Raw genomic sequence first — 19,054 nt, 5'->3', positions numbered from 1 at the left:
TAAGCAGTAGCCCAGTTTTCCGTAGAAAACTTTTTTATTATTTAACGATTGCGTGTGTGCCAATCAAAGCCGATGGACTCATCGTTCCAGTCGATCCGGTATTCGTCCGGCTGCTCAGGATCGTAAGCTAAATTCGTAAAATATACGATGGTAGCAGGCTGATTCCCTAATACCCTGTAACCATGAGCAACGCCACGGGGGATGAACAGCAGGTACCGATTATTGTCCCCCATATAGTAAACATCCGTCTGTTTATAAGTCGAGGACTCGGGCCTCATATCATGAAGCACCACTTGAGCATGACCCGAAGGGAAGAACCAGATATCATCCTGCTTTTTATGGTAATGGAACGCTTTGATTACACCTGGAAACGACATGGAGAGGGATGCTTGCCCAAAACGCCCGTAAATAGGATCATCCTCCCGCAACAGCTCCATAAAATAGCCTCTATCGTCACTGTGCAGCACGAGATTTTTTTTCTGAACGCCTTCAATCATCGCCTTTGTCCTCCAATACATAATCATTGTGCAAGAAGTCGTTTAACGCATCTTTCCAATTACGCAGCCTTGGCAGCTGATTCAGTCTGATAGCTGTATCATCAAAAACAGAATACTCGGGTCTCTGAGCCGCCGCCGGGAATCCTGAAGAGCTTATAGGAACAAGCCGAATATGATTCCATTTCAACGCCTGGAATATGGCCTGAGCAAATGCATACCGTGAGCAGTATCCCCGATTGGAGACGTGGTATAGTCCATAGCGGTCCGTCAGCATCAAATGCTCAATAAATCGAGCTAAATCGAGCGTATAGGTCGGTGAACCGAACTGGTCGGCAACTACGGACAACTCTTCTTTTTGCTGACCCAGAGAAATCATTTTGGTTACAAAATTGCTGCCATTCTTGCCGTAAAGCCACGAAGTGCGCAATATAAAATATTGCCCGCTAATCAGCTCTACGAACTTCTCTGCATGCAGCTTGGAATTTCCATATACCCCTAGTGGATTAGGGCGGTCTGTCTCTGTGTACGGAGTCCTCTTACTGCCGTCAAATACATAATCGGTGCTGATATGAACCAGCTTGGCTCCAAGCTCTTCAGCCGCCATTGCTACGTTCCTTGTCCCTATCGAATTGATCGTATAAGCATTGTCACTCTCTTGCTCAGCCAGATCCACATTCGTATAAGCTGCAGCATGAATCACAACCTGCGGCTTCATCTGTCTGAAAGTAGTATTTACGGCTGCCTCATCCGCTACGTCCAATTCAGCCCTCGTCATGGCGATAACCTGATGACTACCCGACAGGACGCGAATTAAGTCATACCCGAGCTGGCCTCCAGCTCCAGTTATCAATACCTTCATGTCATTGGCTCACCTCCGTCATCGACTTCCCTACCGTTACGGTTCGGAGCCTCTTGAATAAGCCGACGCCACCAATCCTCGTGCTCGATATACCAATCTACGGTTCGCGCTATTCCTTCTTGAAATGAATAATGAGGTGTCCATCCCAGCTCATCTCTGATTTTGGATGCATCTATAGCATATCTGCGATCATGTCCAAGTCGATCAGCCACAAACTGAATTAACGATAACGGCTTGCCCAAGCGATGAAGTATCTCTGTCACGACCTCCAGATTCGTGCGTTCGCTGTTTCCTCCGATGTTGTATACTTGACCCGGTCGACCGCAATTTATTACATGCTCTATTGCTGAGCAGTGATCCTCCACATGCAGCCAATCTCTTATGTTTCGCCCGTCACCATATACTGGAATAGGCTGATCCTGTAATGCGTTTGAAATAATTTTGGGTATAAGTTTCTCTGGATATTGGTGCGGCCCGTAATTGTTGGAGCAGCGGGTTATTATGACAGGAAATCCATACGTTTCGTAATAGGCTCGTGCCAATAAATCGGACCCGGCTTTACTGGCAGAGTATGGACTATTCGGGGAAATCGGGGATAACTCGGTAAAGTAGCCTTCACTCCCGAGCGTTCCGTACACTTCATCCGTAGATACATGGATAAATCGGCTTATGCCATACTTCTTGGCCGCTTCCAATAAGCATTGTGTGCCTAGCACGTTCGTACGGACAAAAACGGATGGATCCTCAATACTTCGGTCCACATGGGATTCCGCTGCGAAATGAACAACCGTGTCTACCTTTTCTTCAAGCATCACTTCCTCAAGAAGCGACGAATCGGCGATATCGCCTTCTATAAATCGGTAGTTCGGCAGCTTCTGTACAGCCGAGACATTAGAGGGATTCCCCGCATAAGTAAGCAAATCATAGTTTAACACTCGATCCTGCGGATGATTGTTCATCCAATGCAGAACGAAATTGCTCCCTATGAACCCCATCCCCCCGGTAACCAATACTGTTGTCACTCCGCACCACGTCCAGTCAACTGCGAGGTGGCCTGCTGCAAGGAGGAATGCGTCCCCGCGTCGGTCCACCAACCGGTTAAAATACTGTAAGATAGCTCGCGTTTTGCAGCATACGCGTTATTCACATCCGTTATTTCCAGTTCTCCTCTGGAAGAAGGCTTCACCGTACGGATGATATCGAAAACCTGCGAATCATACATATAAATGCCTGTGACGCAGAAGTGAGACTGAGGATCTGCGGGCTTTTCTTCTATAAAGGCAATCCGTTCTCCCTCCCATATGGGTACCCCATAACGGGTAGGATCAGACACTTTTTTCAAAAAAACATGCGCACCCTGTGGTTGCTTCTTATACTTCACGACCGCTTCCTGCAGATCATCCTGGAATAAATTGTCTCCGAGAATGACCAGCATCTTTTCTTCAGCCGGAATAAAATCCTCCGCCATAGCCAACGCCTCCGCAATGCCTCCGGCCTGCTCCTGAATTTTGTATGATATGTTGACCCCCCACTGCTGGCCGCTTCCTATATATTCTGTAAATAAACCGGCGGATTGTTTGCCAATGACCAGAAGAATTTGCTTGATGCCGAGCGATACCATTTTGTCTATGGCGTAATGAATCATCGGGTATTTTCCTACGGGTAGCAGATGTTTGTTCACAATGTTCGTCAGTGGACGCAATCTCGTTCCCGTACCACCGGCCAAAATAACTCCTCTCAATGCACACGACTCCTTTCCTTTCGGCTTATGCCTCCAGCTTGCGGCACACACTCTAGTTAATGATATTCTCGTACAGACATATGCATATAGACGAATACCGTATAATAGGAAAAATTGGCTGTTGTCCGGTACCCAATTAGCTTTACCTCCGACACCCGAACGAACAGACTCCCCAATTTTTCGGACAGTCATAATAATGTAATTGCCTCCCCATTCGAATGCATCTATGCATACATTCCCCGCCCTTTTCATCCCCTATATGCTATAGCCCTCTCTCCCGTGACAAAAGTACATAAGATAGCTATTGTACGAATCTATATTTACCTAACTTTGCCACAATATCCGATGAGAGGAGTTGTATAACAAATGCGGCGACAACGCAAGTCCGTGTCAGCAGCCATCTCTCCATCCTCTTCCAGAGTGTCGGTTATTATTCCGGTGATGAACGAGAAACGAACATTACGTTCGGTGCTAAGAGAAGCGCGAAAGCTCAAACCTCTAGAAATCATTGTGGTAGCTAACGGTTCCACCGACGGCTCTAAAGAAATTGCTCAAGCCAGCGGGGCCAGGGTCATAAGCTATGAGCATCCTCTAGGGCATGATGTGGGACGAAGTGTAGGCGCTCAGCATGCTTCAGGAGATATCTTATTGTTTATAGATGGTGATATCGTTATCCCGGCAGTCCAGCTCTTTCCCTTTATTCATGCCGTTCATCGAGGTGTAGATGTTGCTCTGAACCGATATTCCGGTCCCGTTCATACGCATAAAGTGCATCCTGTCGTACTGGCGAAGCACGCTTTGAACAGTATGCTAGGGCGAGGTGATCTGCGCGGATCTTCTATGACTGCGATACCTCATGCTCTAAGTCGTAAAGCTCTGAATGCGATAGGTGCGGAGAACCTGTCCGTCCCTCCCAAAGCGCAAACGATAGCCATGGTGAAACAGCTTCGAGTGCAGGCCATCCATCATGTCAATGTCAGTGCACTCAATCCCATACGTCGCAGAAGCAAGGGAATCGATCCGCTTCGCGATTTAATAGTAGGCGATCATCTGGAAGCCATACATTGGTTGACCCAAGCTACCAACGAACGGGCACATCATTCGGATTTAACCAGAAACCGCTCCTTAGTGAGGTGATAAGAATGCAACCTAATTTAAAAAGATTGACAAAAAAAGCTGCACCCAAAAGAAAACCTTATTCAATGCGAAGACGAACACGAACAAGGACCCGTAAGGTCATTAAAGGCAAAATGATGCTAAAAAAAAGAGCAAGGCGCAGAGCTTCCCCTCGAGCTTTTAGGAAAAAACGTTTCCTAACGAAGACTGTCAGGATCTTCTCACGCTCCTACCAATCCGGCAAGGCAGCAGGCAAAGAGGACGCAGCTCTATATTCTATCGATCAGGATCCATTTCAAAAAAAAGCATTAAATCGCTTTTGGATGAAGCGAATCCCTTCTTTAAACATTACACGGAAGCCTTGGCAGCATTATGCGGATGCAGCCAAAGGCTACGTACACGGCTTCCAAAAAGCAAAGGGCAGGCATCCCCACGACTGGCTGCTCGTTCCAACGAATAAATCCATTGCCGCTATCGTCACGGTTAAGAATGAAGAGGATACGATTGGCGCTATTCTTCACCAATTAAACCGGCTTCCTCTGGATGAAGTGTATGTTGTCGTAAACGGCTCCACCGACCGGAGCTTTGAAATCACCCGGAACCTATCCCATGCTGTGGTCATTTCTTATCCACAGGCGGTAGGACATGATGTAGGACGCGCTATTGGAGCTAATATGGCACAATCGGATATTTTGTTATTCCTTGACGGTGATATCCCCATTCAAGCGGAGAGTCTGATTCCTTTCATTTATGGGATTGAGAAAGGATTGGATATCGCATTGAACGATGTGACTCCTTTTCTATCTTCATTTGCCCGTTTGGATTCTGTCACCTACATGAAGCAATTTTTGAATGTTGCACTCCACCGTCCCGACCTTGCGGCCAATTCAATGACAGCCGTACCTCACGCCTTATCTCGCAAAACGGTGGAAACCATCGGTGCCCATCCGTTGATCGTCCCTCCAAAAGCCCAAGTACTAGCTTCGATAAACAGGCTGAACATCGGTATAGGAGGCAGTATAAATGTCATTCGACGTAACAAGCTTCGTGAAGGAAACGTCGGAATGAAAAATAAAATGGCGGATCTCATCATCGGAGACCATATTGAAGCCATTAAGCTGGCGAGCGAGCGATCCGGAGAACGGTTGGACTTTGTGGATACCCAACGTAAAAGAGCTTTTGCAGGAGGATAGCACTATGCAAATGACCAGCATCATCATCCCTAACTTTAACGGACTTCATGTGCTGAAGCCTTGTATTGAGTCCATCCGTGAACACACCAAAACCGCTTTCGAGATTATAGTCGTGGATAATGGCTCAAATGACGGTTCCGTTGATTATTGTGTTAAAGAAAAAGTAAAACTGATTTCTTTGCCTTTTAACCGGGGATTTCCAGCAGCCTGCAACTTTGGTCTCCGTGTTGCCGTTGGCGACGCCCTGCTTCTGCTAAATAACGACACCCTGCTTACGCCACGTTGGCTGGACCATATGCTACGCTGCCTTTACAGCTCTGTGGATATCGGCATCGTCGGTCCTGTAACCAATTACGCCAGCGGAAAACAGCAAATAAATGATCCTTTTACTAATGTGACGGAGATGGCACAGCGTTACAATCAGCCTGACAACACAAAATGGCAGCAGACTGAACGTATCGTAGGGATTTGCTTCTTGTTCAAGAGAGAGCTTATGAACCGAATCGGCATACTCGATGAAAGATTCTCGCCTGGCCATCTGGAGGATGACGATTACTGCTATCGTGCCCGACAAGCCGGATTTCGTCTGATGATTGCCGGTGATACCTTCATATTCCATCATGGCAGTGCCAGCTTTGAGAAAGAAGGGCAGCAAAGGGTCCAACAGCTTATCCAACACAACTACAATCAATTTGTTGAAAAATGGGGTGTCGACCCGCACACTTTTATCTAAGAGAAGCATCCTCCGCTAACAACCATGAAATTTCTCGACACTCAGCCTACGATGGGCTAATGCCGTGGTTTATCGGGAAAAGTCCGCATATGTTATGGTGGAAACCTATATAGAAGGGAGGGCGGGAAATGCAACGGCAAATAGATAATATCATTGAAAATATGTCCGTCTCCCAGCTGGAAATGTCTAAAATCCTGGAGGCTCAGCGTCATATCGCAATACACGTCGCTCAATTTATTCATGGCATTCCGCATGAAAACCCTTCTTTCGAAAGCATAGAGATGTTAACGGACAATACGCTCAATGTAACGAAAAATATTGCCGCCTATCTCAACAGTCTGGCCGATTTAGCCGACACCTTGGGCGATACTCTCCTTATGGTAATGAAAGAAATAGACTCTGCAAGCGAAGAGTAATGAATAGTTGATCAGGAAAGCGAGGGTTAGCTTTGAGCAGAACGAACTCTTACCGCAGGCTGCTGCAATCGTCAGCAAGCTTTCAAAAAAATATTTCCTTAATTTTGGAAGCCAAAGCGTTTGAAGCAACCCGCTCCAGCCGATGGATGTGTTCCCACCTGAATTCCTCTCATCTAGGCGATCACAACGACCAAGTCAAGCGTTCTATTGAAATCCATGAGCAGCTGCTCGATGTCATAGACGGCTTAACAAAGATGGAACAGGCATTAACGAAAAATTTGCAAGCCATATTAGGGGATAGCGGCGATAGCAGTAACTCCAGTGAAATATCGGGTGATTTTAACGATTTCTTCGGAGGAAACTCCAGATGAGTCGCCATGAGGAAGACATTCAATTAAAGCTTAAGCTGCATATTTTAAAATCATTGGCCCGAAGTCAGCGCGCCTTGGCCGTCATTATGGAAAGCATGGCCGAAGTTGTTGAAGGCTCTCATTACGTAGCCAAAGGACTTGTTGAACAGATCGAGTCGATCAGCAACTACCAGCGACAGATAGCCGTCAAAATGATCGGGCTGAAAATAAGAAGAAAAAAGCGCGGCAAGCCGGTTAAGCCCTGGCTTAACCGGAAGCTGCGCCGTTTCCCGCCGACTATTTCCAATTCGAGATAGTCGGTCTTTTGGCTGCAAATAAAGGGGAGAAACGTGGTTGGCCTCACGAGCACTTCATTCTCCCCTTGAGTCATATCATCCAACATGCTGTCACTTAGCAAGCGTGGCATTACTCCGCATCCAATCACGCAGCTCCGTCAACATATCCACGTAAGAAGGGACTCGGTAACCGACGTCCCGACGCGTGCTTTTAAGAGTTCGATCCAATTCAACCGCATCGTTAGGCTGAATGGTAATATCCGACCTTTCGTACAGGCTCCTGATTAGTAAAAGTAAATCATATTTACTAATCCTTTCCGGGGCTGTCAGATGAATAATTCCATTCAATCTTCGGCCACGTTCCAGTACATAATGGATAAATTTCGCAACTTCCAGGGAGGTTAATCCGTTCCAAGGAACATTAATGAAGCCCCGGACCTCCTTTTGCCTCAAAAACCAATCAAGAAGTCCAATCCCCTCCCCCCCTTCCGGTCCGACAATCGATACCCGTATCGTTAAATGGGGTGTGCCCTTAATTTCACCAAGTGCCTTGGTCTTGGCATAAACCGAGGTTCCTTCCGGGACATGGCGTTCCTCATAATGTCCTCGGACCCCCGAGAATACGCCATCCGTGCTCATATGAATAAAACGAATTTTACGTTGATCCGCCAGCCGGGCTAGCTGATGAGGCAGCAAGCCGTTAATCCGGTATGCTTCAATTTCATGCAGCCGGGCCATATCATTCATAATACTCGTTCCATTCACGATGACATCGGGTGTTACGATCTCGACTAATTTTTCAACCATCGCTTCATCGCTCGGATTTAAATATAATCCCTTACGCTCTTTTCCTTTTAGTCTCGTTGTGTAGAACACTTCATGCCGGGTCTCCTGAAGCAAATAAGGAACAAGCACACGTCCGACGATTTCTTCACCGCCAATGATTAATATTCTCATAAGCCCAGACTTCCTTCTTCAGGCATAGCTTCCTTATTAGCTTTGTCGGAAATCAGCATATTTAGGCCTCTTTCATTTTTATATGGAATTAATTTCCTTTCAAATGTATTATTGTCCCTCTTTAAGCCCTTGAGCAAAGCCTGCGTTAAATCCTTCATTATATTTTTGGTCAAATGCTTCGTTATAGGCTTGCTGATATGTTTTCTTCAAAGAAGTTCTACGAATTATGGCTCTACGCCTTCTTCTTACTCTAGAGACAAGACGTCTTCTCGCTCTTGTGATGAGACGTTTTCTTCTGATTGAAGATGCAGGACGTCTTCCTCTACGCTTAAGCCTAGAGCGAACAATCCTCCTGGCCCTGATTCTATTTTTAACGGCTTTCTTTGCTACACGCCTTTTCCTTAATCGCATGCATTCACGCCTCCAAAGTCTCAATTTGGGATATTACCTGGTTTCTATGTTTGCTTCCTCATTTTGTGCTTTACCCTAGTGATAACATATGCGTTTGCCTCTATTACCTAATGGGCGCTTATCTTGGCTTCCCAAAAAAGGCGAATGTCCTCATAACCGTTCAACCTGGGCTGCAACCCATGCCGGTTAAAAAAGCCTCTACCGTATATTAGTAGAGGCTTCGTATTAGATGCAAAGCGGTGATTCAGTGGGAGGAATGTATAGAAGCAAGCAATTGCTCGAGGCAGTGCTCAACCTCTTCCATTGCTTTCTCCAGTGATAACGGGTCTACTGCCCCTGTTGCCAGCATTACGGTCTCCAGCCTGCTTGCGGCTGTTTCCAGCTGCCCTGCTGCAAGATTCCCCGCTGCTCCTTTCAATGTATGCACGAGCCGCAGAGCTTCGTTAGCTTTTCCCTCCTGCAAGGAGTGCTGAAGCTGGGCAATAAAATCAACATAGTCCCGCTCAAACGTCTTTATCATTTGCCTAAAGATAGACACTCGACCGTTCAAACGGTTGACCACTCTTCTAACATCGATCCCTTCCAGACTAGGTAACGAATCGCTCACTTCGGCTGCAGAGCCTTCAGAAGTTAGGCTGACCGAATGATTGTCCGAATCTCGAAGCCATTTGCGAAGCGTCGCAAACATTGGCTCGATCTCTAGCGGCTTTGTAATAATATCGTTCATGCCGATTTGCATATATTTCTCATGGTCATTGCGGATAACGTTGGCTGTCATTGCAATAATCGGAATGTGCTCAAACCGCGGGATGCTACGAATGACCTGTGTTGCTTCACACCCGTCCATTTCAGGCATATGAACATCCATTAGCACAAGATCCCATTCGGACTGTTCGAGCTTCAGCAGCGCTTCCTTCCCGTTGCCGGCAACCTCTACCTCGTAGCCGTGCTGGTGAAGCATTTCATATGCAACCTGCTGATTAATCTCGTTGTCTTCAACCAGCAAGATACGTTTAGCTGATACGATGGCCTTACTCCTATCCGTAGTCCTTCGATCTTTCTCTCCGTGTTCCTCACCTGGTGCAACATAACGATCCAATGCAGCCTCGATCGTACGGAATAATTCGGGGCGGCTGAAAGGCTTTAAAATGATTCCGTCAGGCCGGTCTTCCACCGACATCCCCAGCATTTCTTCACGTCCGAATACAGTTGTCATAGCCAACGTAATCATTCCAGCAGCTCCAGCCGCTTTCTGAAAAGCCTTCCATGTCTCCGGGCCATACATATCTGGCATTTCCATATCCATAACGGCTATTCGGCACTGTGGATCTGATTGTGCCGCCAACTGCAGCTTCGCATAGGCCTCTTTCCACGAGCACATGGGATAAGGCTTCAACCCGTAAGACTGAAGCATCGTGCATAAATGCTCCCTCATAGCTGTGTTATCTTCGACAATCCATACGGGAATTTCCTCGGGCTCTGACAGTCTGTAGCTAATCGCCTCAGATTGTTTGGAACGTTTGAATCGGATTGTAAAATGGAATGAACTCCCCACCCCAAACTCACTGTCTACTTCTAGCGTTCCACCCATTTTCTCGATTAAAAAGCTGGATATAACGAGACCTAAGCCGGTTCCTCCAAACTTTCGGCTCATAGATCCATCCGCCTGTGTGAAGGGCTCAAACAAATGATCCATTAGTTCCCTGGAGATACCAACTCCCGTATCGTTCACGCTAATCTGCAGCAATACCGAATCATGAAGCTCCTCCACAAGCTCAATTTTTACGACGACTTGACCTTTTGGAGTAAACTTCACTGCATTACTGCACAGATTTAGCAAAACCTGCTCCAAGCGAAGCGGGTCACCGATGAGTCCGTTCGGCATTCGTTCTGGTGTTTCTATTATAAATTCAAACTGCTCCTTGCCTCCGAGAAACACACTTATTGTTTCAGAAAGCCGATGGATGCTATCCTCCAAGTGAAAAACAATGTGATCCAGCTCGAACTTTCCAGCTTCCATTTTAGAGAAATCCAAAATATCGTTAATAATCCTCAGCAGCGTTTGAGATGATGCCGTAATGTTACGCAAATAGTCGCTTTGAACATCGCTCAATTCCGTTTTATGCATCAGTTGAGACAATCCTATAATGCCGTTAAGAGGCGTTCTTATTTCGTGACTCATCCGTGCGAGAAAAGCACCTTTGGCCGAATCCGCTTCTTCAGCCGCAAGCTTGGCGTGAACGAGCTCCTGCTGCATCCGTATCTGCTCGGTTATATCCCTGGAGATTGCGACAACACCAATGAATCGTCCTGCCCGATCCCTGATCCCATTAGAATTATGGGAAACCGCTACTCGTGATCCGTCTTTGCGAATGAAATACCAGTTACGATCATATGCAAACTGGTTATTTCTCAGTTCTTTAAACACTGAAAGATCAGGGGCAACCGGCCTTCCGAGCTGTTCGGTCAGCTGCTTCGCCACCTCTTGAATTTGCTCCGGATCATGAAACAGCAGCGGAGTTTCTTTGTTAAGAACCTCTTCAGCCGTATAACCTAACAGCTTTTCAGCCGATTTGCTAAAATAATTGATCGTATAATTGGAATCCAACGAAATGATCGCAAAATCATTTTGGTTAATAATTGCCTCCAGCCTCTCGAATAATAGCTTAAGCTGTACCATCATCCCGTTTACCGAACTGGCCAAAGTGCTGATTTCATCCTCATTATGTACTTCAATCGGAGTGATGTCGAACTGTCCCTCTGCTGCTTGGGCCGTAATCGAAGTTATTTCCCTGATCCTCAATATTTCACGGTTGAACAAAACCGTAATCAGCCATAGCATAACAAACTCCATAACCATGATCGTTAACACCGTTTTGACAAGCAAGACCCCAAGCGGCTTCTCAAACTCCTGGATAGGAACTTGCAGCACCATATGCCAAGGCGTCCCTAAGATAGAGGAGTAGAAAATCAACTGCTCCTCCTTCCCCCTCATCACTTGAGTATATCCATATTCATTGGTCAGGATCTCGGTAACGATACTTTTGAATGGTGAGTCCGTATGTTTGATATTGGCATACCCAACCATCCAAGCATCCGGATGATATATAATCGTGCCGTCTCTAGTAAACATCATAATCGTATCCGAATTTCCAACTCTAAAATCCGTATGAAGCCTGAAGGAAGATTCAACGGACATTAAAGCACTGATGATCCCAATCATCTTATCATTCTCACCGTAAACAGGTACTTGAAGAGTAAACAGCATTCCGCTGTTCGGAGTACTGCCCCGGAATACATCGGACACGACACTCGTGCCCTGAAGTACCTTCAAAAAGGTTGAAGAAGTGCTAATATTCATAACATCTCCTGATGTCATCGTCAAAGAACCACCCAGCTCGGCAAAGCCAAGATCATAAAAGACACCTTTGGACCGTTCAACTTCCTTGCGCAAATAATCCATACGCTCCGAATCTGTACCGTATCGAACTTGACTTGTTCTGCTCATCACCTCGACTTCTGCGAGTTTTGTTTCTATCCAGGCAGACAAGTTATAAGAGCGCGACAAAACTTTGGCGGTAGCATTTTCCTGGAGAGCGTTCACAATTTGCTGTTTAGCTGTCCGATAGCTGCTAATCCCGATAAATAATAAGGAAATACTCGTAATTAACGATACAAGAATCATCATTTTATTGCGGATCGACAAACTCCTCATCGGCATCCCCTCTGATGTAATGGTTTCAAAATCGTCATGAAAGCAAAACAAAAACTCCTAAGGACGGTCCTTAAGAGTTACCCATATACTTATATCCGATTCCCCACACCGTTTTAATTAATTTCGGCTCCTTGGGGTCCAGCTCGACTTTTTTTCGCAAGTTAGCAATATGCACGTCGATAGAACGGTCGTTCACAAAGGAATCAATGCCTCTTAAAGCATTTATCAACTCATCTCTGCTGAACACCTTTTCCTTATTTGCTACAAAAAGCTTCATGATTTCGAACTCCGAATAGGTCGTCTCGACGAAGGCTCCATTCACATAGATGGCTCTTCGCTCATGATCCATCGTTACAGGTTCGCCATCCTCATGCAATACTCCGGCAGCAATAGCGTGAACGACTTCCATTTCAGGCTGATGATACTGCATTTGCGAACGCCGAATTAAAGCAGCTACTCTGGCTGTCAGCTCTCTCATACTGAACGGTTTGCATAAATAATCGTCTGCACCTGCTACCAAAGCGTCTACGCGATCCAATACTTCTGTTTTCATCGATACCGCTAAGATTGGGACTGTAGATACTTTACGCAGCTCCAAACACAGCTCAATGCCGCTTATATCCGGAAGCATAATATCCAATATGATAAGATCAGGAAGAAACCGATCTAGAATGAGCAGGCCTTCCTTGCCATTCTCAGCTCTTTCCACGGTGTACCCTTCTTCCGATAAATACATCGTCGACATTTCTCCGACCATATGATCATCTTCAATAACCAAAACTTTGTACATCCACGGCCCTCCTATTCGAATGGATTGTTAAGAAAGTGTTAGGAAATTCGCTAAAATTCTAATAATCGCTTTATATTTAATACACTCTTTTTTCGTATGCTGTAATTTTGACAGAGAATCTATTTTTCTACTACTAATATACTATATTTAGGAAAAAGTCGTCTATCGTTGTTTACAAATAGTGAAAAAGCCGCAGCATATGCTGCGGCTTGATATGAAATTCGTACTATTCGATTGTTTGGGTTTTCAAAAGTCTTTGTCCTGCTGCCATGGCACTTCCAACGATCCCTGCGTCGTCGATCATTTGCGCCTGCGATATCGTTAACCGGTCCCAGTACCCGGAATAAACCGATTTTTTTAATTGCTCGCGCATAGGTGCAAACAATCTTTCCCCGGCTAACGCCGCTCCTCCCCCGATGACAATAATTTCCGGGCTGTACAAGGTCACAGCTGCCGCAAGCCCTTTTCCAAGAAGCGTTCCTGTATGATTCATAATCTCTATAGCCAGCGGATCATTGGCGTCATACGCCTTGGATACATCTGCAGCAGTAATGCTATTGATTGATTTGGCTTCCATCCAATCTCTCATTATACTGTCACGGCCAGCAGCAAGCTGTTCTCTTGCCTGACGAGCGATGCCCGTCGCCGAAACGACGGTTTCCAGACATCCCTGCAAGCCGCAGCCGCATTCATAAGGAATTTCCGGAAAAGGAATGTGGCCGAGCTCTCCTGCCATATACCCGCTTCCATAGTACAGTTGCTCTCTATTCACCATCGCTGCTGCCAATCCAGTGCCGATCGTAATGCCTAGCACGTGCTCATAGCCCTTGGCAGCACCGCAAGCTGCTTCCCCATATACATACATTCTAACATCATTGTCGATAAATGTTGGTATTCCCGTGCGTTTGCGGATCTCCTCCGCTGTCGGTACTTGAGTCCACTTTAAATTACTGGCGAATACGGTGATGCCCTTTTCGGGATCAATAAAACCGGGAGTACCTACTCCAATAGCCGTAACCTCGCTATGTTTCACATTCGCAGCACGAAGCAGCTCGTCCACCATGCTACTAATTTTATCGAAGACGTATCCGCTTCCAAGGTGTGCTTCCGTAGACTGCTTAATCTTATTCAATAGCTTGCCGCTTTCATCGACCAGCCCGCATACTATATTAGTGCCGCCGATATCCATTCCTATCATTAACCCCATCGTTTCTCCCTATCCTTTCTTGCTGCTTAGCTCCTAGAGTTTGCAATATGCACTTCGACATTGGCTTCCACCAAGGCTGTAGATAGTTCTTCGCTGAGTGGAGCATCTGTAATACATCCATTCAATGACGAGAGCGGCACTATGCCGAACAAAGATGCTTTACCAATCTTAGAATGATCAATAACCGCATACGTTCGATTGGAACGCTGAATGAGCAGCCTCGCGATTTGCGCTTCAAGTTCTGAATATGTGGTCACTCCTTGTTCGAGAGCAAAACCATCCGCACCCATGAACATTTTACCGATATTCAAGCCCTCGACTATTTTTTCCGCCAATGGACCACATAGCTCAAAGCTGTTTTTACGCATGACGCCACCAGTCAGCACAACCTGAACGCCGTCACTGTCAGCAAGCTCCATTGCAATATTAACAGCGTTGGTGACAACTGTAATATTCCTTCTTGCCTTTATTTCCTTGGCAATCAAATAAGTCGTAGTACCGCCGGTTAGGCCCACCACATCGCCTTCCTCAATTAAGGAGGCGGCTCTAGCCGCAATCGTTTCCTTCTCGACCCACAGAAGCTCTCTTTTCTCATTAAAAGAAGCCTCGCGCATACCGGAGATCCCTTCGAATTGAGCCCCTCCGATGGTTCGGATAACAGCTTCCGTCTTCACCAAATAGTCAAGGTCACGGCGCGCCGTCGCTTCAGAGCAGCCAAACTTGTCCATAATATCCTGGATTGTTATTCTGCCCTGCGTTTTCAAAACTGTCATAATCTTACTGCGTCTTTCTTCCCCTTTGGACAAATCCTGGTCGCCCATATTAACTTCACTCCAACTGCCGTTCAATTTAATTACCATTCCGATTTTGATGGTTATGTCGATATTATATGGGTTTATTTTGACAATTTCAATCATTTCCTTGATTTCTTCTTGCAAAACTCATTATTCATCCTGAAATGGAAAAAAACGCAAAGGCCGTTTGACCTTTGCGTCTCTATTTAAATAATATTTGGAAAATTAATTGTTGTAACCTGCTTCAACCCAAGTTCTCACTTGATCCGCAGCTTTAGCTTTAGCAGCTGCTACAGCATCCGCATCGCTGGACAAGGATTCGATGTATTGGTTAACAGGAGCCATCAAGCGTTCAAACAACTCCATGCCGGAAATTCCTGTAGCAGTAGCAAGACTTGCACCTTGGTCTACCATATCTTGAATTTCATAGTTTTCCTTATCAGCAATTGTAGCTGCATCGCTTACGATGACTTTCAATCTTGCATCAACTTGAGCGTTAAGATCATTAACCGATTCGCTGCTGTTGCTGTTGCTGCTGCTATATCCTGCTTGAGACAAGATATCGCTGATTTTGGAGCCTGCATCGTTTTTAGCTTTAGTTACCAGTTCAGGATCAATAGCGTTTTGATCAGCTGCAGTATCAATCTCTTTATCAATGAGTTCATTCAATTTAATGGATAGATCGGATTGGCTCATGCCTACAGCTTGAGCCAGAGTACAGCCAGATTGAAGATCTTGAATGACATCGCTGTAGTTTTTGTCAGCAATTGTTGCCGCATCGCTGATGATGTACGCAATACGGTTATTTATCACATCGTCAAGACTAAATTCATTCGTTTGTGCACTCACGTGGTAGCCACCTGGTGTAGTAATAGCCGTCCGAATTTGACGAAGAGCATCCGTTTTAGCTTGTTGAACTTTATCCGAATCAACAGGAAGCTGGCCAACAGCGTTATCGATTGATGCATACATCAAATCACGCAAGGAATCGATCAGGAGCGCTTGTGGAAGACCAGAAGCGATAGCCAATGTAGATCCAGATTCCAATTTGGAATCAATATTTTCAATATCGTCGTTTGTGATCAAGGCAACGTCGGAAGCAAGAGCGTTAAGACGTTGTTGAATAACGGCTTTTAAATTTACACTTGCTTGATTTTCATCTGGTTGATATCCAGGCTGTGTAATTGCCTCGCTGATTTGACGTGCTCCTTCTTCGCGTACTTTTTGAAGATCTTCGGAGGAAAGTCCTGTAGCAGCGTTGTTGTCAATAAACCAGTTGAAATTGCTTACCAAACGATCTTTCAGTTCCGCTGAGGACAAGCCGGAAGCTGTAGCCAAAGTTTTGCCCGAGAATAAATCGGATTGTACATCATCCACATCTCTGTCTGCCACCCATGATGTGTAAGTAACCAGGTTGCGAAGGTAATTCGCAACAATGGAGGAGCTTGCAGCTGTTTGCTGTACTTCAGCCGCATAAGCTGGTTTAGCTTGAGGCGCGTAAGCAAAGCCTCCAAGTAATAGTGCTGCTGCAACCCCACCAGTAATAGTTTTTCTTGCTAGACGCTTTGTGTTCATCGATCTCTCTCCATTCCTTCTATTTCTATATATTTCGCATAAGAAATATTTCTATACGAAATATATCACAATTAAACTTGTTTGTGAATTACTTTCTGCAAACTTTCGTGAATGTTTTATGAACTTCGTTTACAAATTTTTTACGTTCTCAGTAATCCGATTTAAAGTTGTGCTGAATTGACGCATTTCCTCAGCAGAAAGTCCCGTTAACCAGCGACAGACGACTTCTTTCTCCTTATCCAGCAGCTGCTGAAGCATCTCTTTTCCTGATTCAGTAATAACCAGACAAACGACTCTGCGGTCGTCAAAGCTTCTCTCCCTTTGAAGGTAGCCATTGTGAATTAATTTATCGCACAGCAAAGTAACCGCACTCGACGATAAGGACAAACACTCCGCCAATTGCGATACTTTTAATGAACCGTAAAATTCAACCGTCTGAAGGGCACTGACCTGAGACCCGGAAAATCGGCGATCTACATGTTTACTGTAGGAAACCAATCTCCTCATAATGCGCCTGGACGTTTCCTCCAATTCTTCGAGTACTACGTTTACTGTCTCCATTGGGTGGCTCCTCTACACACAATCAATTTAAATCCCGCGCCTCCATGAGAAGGAAACGCGGGACATGTCTCAACTTATTTGAATACAGCTACCAAGCGTTTGGCTACGCCAAATTCTGTTTCAATAGACTCATACATTTGGATCGTCAAATTGTTATCTTGATAATCTGCACGGACTTTGTTAAAGTCAACGATTACTTCACCAGATACCAGTTTGTTGATGCCGCCGCTATCCGTAAAGGCCAAGTCATTTTCAGCCAGCGTACGTCCTGCGGAATCGACCAAAGCAACCTTCATTTTGGAGAAGTCTTGATCGACTACGACATTATCGGTTTGTTTAATATCCAGGTTCATTTTCAGCTTGTACCCGTAAGTAACTTGAGGGTTAGCGGCACTAGCCAGATTCGTGTAGGCTTGAATGCTCCAGTTCTCAACTTTGACTTGGAACGGATAGAAGGACAGAACATCATCCGGCTGAGCAAGAGGCTGCATAGTAACGTTCAACGCAGCAATGGCAGATTTGTATGGAGCTGCCGTTTGCGTATCGGAGAGCTTCAGAACCATTGTTTCACCCTCCTCCGTATTAGGAACGATGAACGAATAGCTCACAATATGGGACAGCTTAGGCATTAGCTGCTTCGGTGGATTGATTTGTCTGCTGCCCGCATAGCTGACTCCTTGAGCAGTATTCAGCTCAGCTCCCAATGCTGGAAGTGGAATAGGCGAGTCACTGTTATTGGTTAGTCTGAATTTGGCAACTGCCGTCTTATAGCCGATGCCTTGGTTTTCATGCATGGTCAACTCAACCAGTGAAACATTTACATCGGAGTTAACCGCCTTGCTTAACGTATCGAATGCAATATTGCTGTTATAGACATAATTTACTGGCTGCAGAGCACCTTGGACTTTTCCACCCTCAGGAAGCACGATTTGAATACGTCCAACTGTATAGTTGACCGCTGTGCTTTGTCCTTTGGCATCGGTTTGAATAAAGCTTTCCGGTGTAAGCACGTTGATCGTTTTTAATATGGTGTCTTGGTTAGTCTCGATTGCATAGTGAACGTATTTCTTCTCATTAGGCTCTATCGTAACTTTTGTTTGCTCAACCTGCTTGCCTTGGAAAGAAGATGTTCCGTCTTTGCCTTCCAATACAAGATCCGGAACCGTTACAGTGGAAGTTCCTTTGTTTTCTACCATGAGCTTAACGACATATGCCGTTTTTTGACCGTTATTTTGTTTATCCATATCAACAGGCGTATAAGTTAAAGGAAGATTGCTGGAAGCAATAGTAAATGCCTCGCCCCAATTTTTGATAGCAGCGGGATCTGAAATTACTGCATCAGAGCCAGCCCAACCCAGTCCCGCGATAGGAACTGTCAGGATTGGCGTTTCCGTCTTAGGATATACGTTCCAATCGACATCGATCCATTGAAGCTCAGATAAGCTTACAGCGTCCTTATTATCCAGCTTGATCATATAGCTGAGCTCGGTTTCGGACATCGGAAGAGCCGAGTGAACGTTCGTCGAGCTGCCAATCAGCGTGTACACAGTGCCATCGTTCGTTTTAACGCGCAGCTCGTAATCAGGTACGCGTTTGGAAACGGCACTGTCATTTTTCAAATTGACGACAATACCGATATTCACTCCGTCAGATGTTTTTTCATTGAGTACGCTCTTGACCTGTACGCTGAGCGAGTCAGCCAATTGCTGGTAGACTGGTGCATTCACGACGGAGACTTGACCTGCTTCATCGGCCCATACGGAAGCAATAGGCATCGATGCTGTGGACATGACTAAGGTGAACGCCAACGCTGTTTTTCCCCATACGTTTTTCATTGATTGTT

General features: G+C 45.6%; 18 protein-coding genes. 6 read left to right on the top strand and 12 right to left on the bottom strand.

Annotation, left to right across the window (positions count from 1 at the left end; all coding sequences use genetic code 11):
* Positions 1-41 precede the first annotated feature (41 nt).
* From BP97_RS0101940 to BP97_RS0101925, 4 genes are read right to left on the bottom strand one after another with little or no spacing between them, the layout of a single operon-like run.
* Positions 42-497 carry a dTDP-4-dehydrorhamnose 3,5-epimerase family protein gene (locus BP97_RS0101940; RefSeq protein ID WP_028547600.1) on the bottom strand — a complete coding sequence of 152 codons (456 nt, stop codon included), beginning with the start codon at positions 495-497 and terminating at the stop codon, positions 42-44.
* Positions 490-1,356, bottom strand: coding sequence for a dTDP-4-dehydrorhamnose reductase (gene rfbD / locus BP97_RS0101935; RefSeq protein ID WP_028547599.1), 867 nt, complete (start codon positions 1,354-1,356; stop codon positions 490-492). Before rfbD ends, BP97_RS0101940 begins: the two co-directional genes overlap by 8 nt.
* Positions 1,353-2,378 carry a dTDP-glucose 4,6-dehydratase gene (gene rfbB, locus BP97_RS34905; RefSeq protein ID WP_197035396.1) on the bottom strand — a complete coding sequence of 342 codons (1,026 nt, stop codon included), beginning with the start codon at positions 2,376-2,378 and terminating at the stop codon, positions 1,353-1,355. The genes rfbD and rfbB overlap by 4 nt, the downstream gene beginning before the upstream one ends.
* On the bottom strand, positions 2,375-3,097 hold the full coding sequence (locus tag BP97_RS0101925) for a sugar phosphate nucleotidyltransferase (protein WP_028547598.1): 723 nt from the start codon (positions 3,095-3,097) through the stop codon (positions 2,375-2,377). The genes rfbB and BP97_RS0101925 overlap by 4 nt, the downstream gene beginning before the upstream one ends.
* A gap of 366 nt (positions 3,098-3,463) precedes the next feature.
* Here BP97_RS0101925 and BP97_RS0101920 point away from each other — a divergent pair, with 366 nt between their 5' ends.
* The 6 genes from BP97_RS0101920 to BP97_RS0101895 all read left to right on the top strand — a co-directional run bounded on the left by BP97_RS0101920 (position 3,464) and on the right by BP97_RS0101895 (position 7,222).
* A complete protein-coding gene (locus BP97_RS0101920; RefSeq protein ID WP_028547597.1) occupies positions 3,464-4,234 on the top strand; it encodes a glycosyltransferase family 2 protein in 771 nt (256 codons plus the stop codon).
* A gap of 65 nt (positions 4,235-4,299) precedes the next feature.
* A complete protein-coding gene (locus BP97_RS40070; protein WP_197035395.1) occupies positions 4,300-5,406 on the top strand; it encodes a glycosyltransferase family 2 protein in 1,107 nt (368 codons plus the stop codon).
* Positions 5,407-5,410: 4 nt separating this feature from the next.
* Positions 5,411-6,139, top strand: coding sequence for a glycosyltransferase family 2 protein (locus BP97_RS0101910; RefSeq protein ID WP_028547596.1), 729 nt, complete (start codon positions 5,411-5,413; stop codon positions 6,137-6,139).
* Between the two features lie 128 nt (positions 6,140-6,267).
* Positions 6,268-6,555, top strand: coding sequence for a hypothetical protein (locus BP97_RS0101905; protein ID WP_028547595.1), 288 nt, complete (start codon positions 6,268-6,270; stop codon positions 6,553-6,555).
* 32 nt (positions 6,556-6,587) lie between these two features.
* Positions 6,588-6,926, top strand: coding sequence for an alpha-helical endospore appendage domain-containing protein (locus BP97_RS0101900; RefSeq protein ID WP_028547594.1), 339 nt, complete (start codon positions 6,588-6,590; stop codon positions 6,924-6,926).
* Complete coding sequence (locus tag BP97_RS0101895) at positions 6,923-7,222, top strand: hypothetical protein (protein ID WP_028547593.1); 300 nt, start codon at positions 6,923-6,925, stop codon at positions 7,220-7,222. The genes BP97_RS0101900 and BP97_RS0101895 overlap by 4 nt, the downstream gene beginning before the upstream one ends.
* Positions 7,223-7,312: 90 nt before the next feature.
* Here BP97_RS0101895 and BP97_RS0101890 read toward each other — a convergent pair whose 3' ends face one another.
* From BP97_RS0101890 to BP97_RS0101850, 8 genes are all read right to left on the bottom strand, one after another.
* Positions 7,313-8,158 (bottom strand): dTDP-4-dehydrorhamnose reductase family protein, encoded by an 846-nt coding sequence (locus tag BP97_RS0101890; RefSeq protein WP_028547592.1) that lies wholly within the window; start codon positions 8,156-8,158, stop codon positions 7,313-7,315.
* Between the two features lie 655 nt (positions 8,159-8,813).
* Complete coding sequence (locus tag BP97_RS38580; RefSeq protein WP_051620274.1) at positions 8,814-12,284, bottom strand: response regulator; 3,471 nt, start codon at positions 12,282-12,284, stop codon at positions 8,814-8,816.
* Positions 12,285-12,354: 70 nt separating this feature from the next.
* Complete coding sequence (locus BP97_RS0101875; RefSeq protein WP_028547591.1) at positions 12,355-13,074, bottom strand: response regulator transcription factor; 720 nt, start codon at positions 13,072-13,074, stop codon at positions 12,355-12,357.
* A gap of 226 nt (positions 13,075-13,300) precedes the next feature.
* Positions 13,301-14,281 carry an ROK family protein gene (locus tag BP97_RS0101870; protein WP_028547590.1) on the bottom strand — a complete coding sequence of 327 codons (981 nt, stop codon included), beginning with the start codon at positions 14,279-14,281 and terminating at the stop codon, positions 13,301-13,303.
* A 26-nt stretch (positions 14,282-14,307) separates the two neighbouring features.
* The gene (locus BP97_RS0101865) at positions 14,308-15,102 is read right to left on the bottom strand and encodes a DeoR/GlpR family DNA-binding transcription regulator (protein WP_028547589.1); all 795 of its coding nucleotides are present in this window, start codon (positions 15,100-15,102) and stop codon (positions 14,308-14,310) included.
* A 198-nt stretch (positions 15,103-15,300) separates the two neighbouring features.
* On the bottom strand, positions 15,301-16,650 hold the full coding sequence (locus tag BP97_RS0101860; RefSeq protein ID WP_028547588.1) for a hypothetical protein: 1,350 nt from the start codon (positions 16,648-16,650) through the stop codon (positions 15,301-15,303).
* 129 nt (positions 16,651-16,779) lie between these two features.
* Positions 16,780-17,211 carry a MarR family winged helix-turn-helix transcriptional regulator gene (locus BP97_RS34890; RefSeq protein WP_051620273.1) on the bottom strand — a complete coding sequence of 144 codons (432 nt, stop codon included), beginning with the start codon at positions 17,209-17,211 and terminating at the stop codon, positions 16,780-16,782.
* A 74-nt stretch (positions 17,212-17,285) separates the two neighbouring features.
* Positions 17,286-19,046 carry a hypothetical protein gene (locus BP97_RS0101850; RefSeq protein ID WP_028547587.1) on the bottom strand — a complete coding sequence of 587 codons (1,761 nt, stop codon included), beginning with the start codon at positions 19,044-19,046 and terminating at the stop codon, positions 17,286-17,288.
* Positions 19,047-19,054: the final 8 nt, after the last annotated feature.

The organism is Paenibacillus sp. UNC451MF (assembly GCF_000686845.1).
Lineage (GTDB): Bacteria > Bacillota > Bacilli > Paenibacillales > NBRC-103111 > Paenibacillus_S.
The sequence above is the reverse complement of the archived record's forward strand: the minus strand, read 5'-3'. Positions and strand labels throughout refer to the sequence as shown.

Bases quoted from the DNA above. Each gene is read 5' to 3' on its own strand.
- BP97_RS0101910 (WP_028547596.1), top strand. From the start codon at position 5,411: ATGCAAATGACCAGCATCATCATCCCTAACTTTAACGGACTTCATGTG.
- BP97_RS38580 (WP_051620274.1), bottom strand. From the start codon at position 12,284: ATGAGGAGTTTGTCGATCCGCAATAAAATGATGATTCTTGTATCGTTA.
- BP97_RS0101920 (WP_028547597.1), top strand. From the start codon at position 3,464: ATGCGGCGACAACGCAAGTCCGTGTCAGCAGCCATCTCTCCATCCTCT.
- BP97_RS0101850 (WP_028547587.1), bottom strand. From the start codon at position 19,046: ATGAAAAACGTATGGGGAAAAACAGCGTTGGCGTTCACCTTAGTCATG.
- BP97_RS0101890 (WP_028547592.1), bottom strand. From the start codon at position 8,158: ATGAGAATATTAATCATTGGCGGTGAAGAAATCGTCGGACGTGTGCTT.
- BP97_RS34890 (WP_051620273.1), bottom strand. From the start codon at position 17,211: ATGGAGACAGTAAACGTAGTACTCGAAGAATTGGAGGAAACGTCCAGG.
- BP97_RS0101895 (WP_028547593.1), top strand. From the start codon at position 6,923: ATGAGTCGCCATGAGGAAGACATTCAATTAAAGCTTAAGCTGCATATT.
- BP97_RS0101905 (WP_028547595.1), top strand. From the start codon at position 6,268: ATGCAACGGCAAATAGATAATATCATTGAAAATATGTCCGTCTCCCAG.
- BP97_RS0101870 (WP_028547590.1), bottom strand. From the start codon at position 14,281: ATGGGGTTAATGATAGGAATGGATATCGGCGGCACTAATATAGTATGC.
- BP97_RS0101865 (WP_028547589.1), bottom strand. From the start codon at position 15,102: ATGGGCGACCAGGATTTGTCCAAAGGGGAAGAAAGACGCAGTAAGATT.
- BP97_RS0101940 (WP_028547600.1), bottom strand. From the start codon at position 497: ATGATTGAAGGCGTTCAGAAAAAAAATCTCGTGCTGCACAGTGACGAT.
- BP97_RS40070 (WP_197035395.1), top strand. From the start codon at position 4,300: ATGCGAAGACGAACACGAACAAGGACCCGTAAGGTCATTAAAGGCAAA.
- BP97_RS0101875 (WP_028547591.1), bottom strand. From the start codon at position 13,074: ATGTACAAAGTTTTGGTTATTGAAGATGATCATATGGTCGGAGAAATG.
- rfbD (WP_028547599.1), bottom strand. From the start codon at position 1,356: ATGAAGGTATTGATAACTGGAGCTGGAGGCCAGCTCGGGTATGACTTA.
- BP97_RS0101860 (WP_028547588.1), bottom strand. From the start codon at position 16,650: ATGAACACAAAGCGTCTAGCAAGAAAAACTATTACTGGTGGGGTTGCA.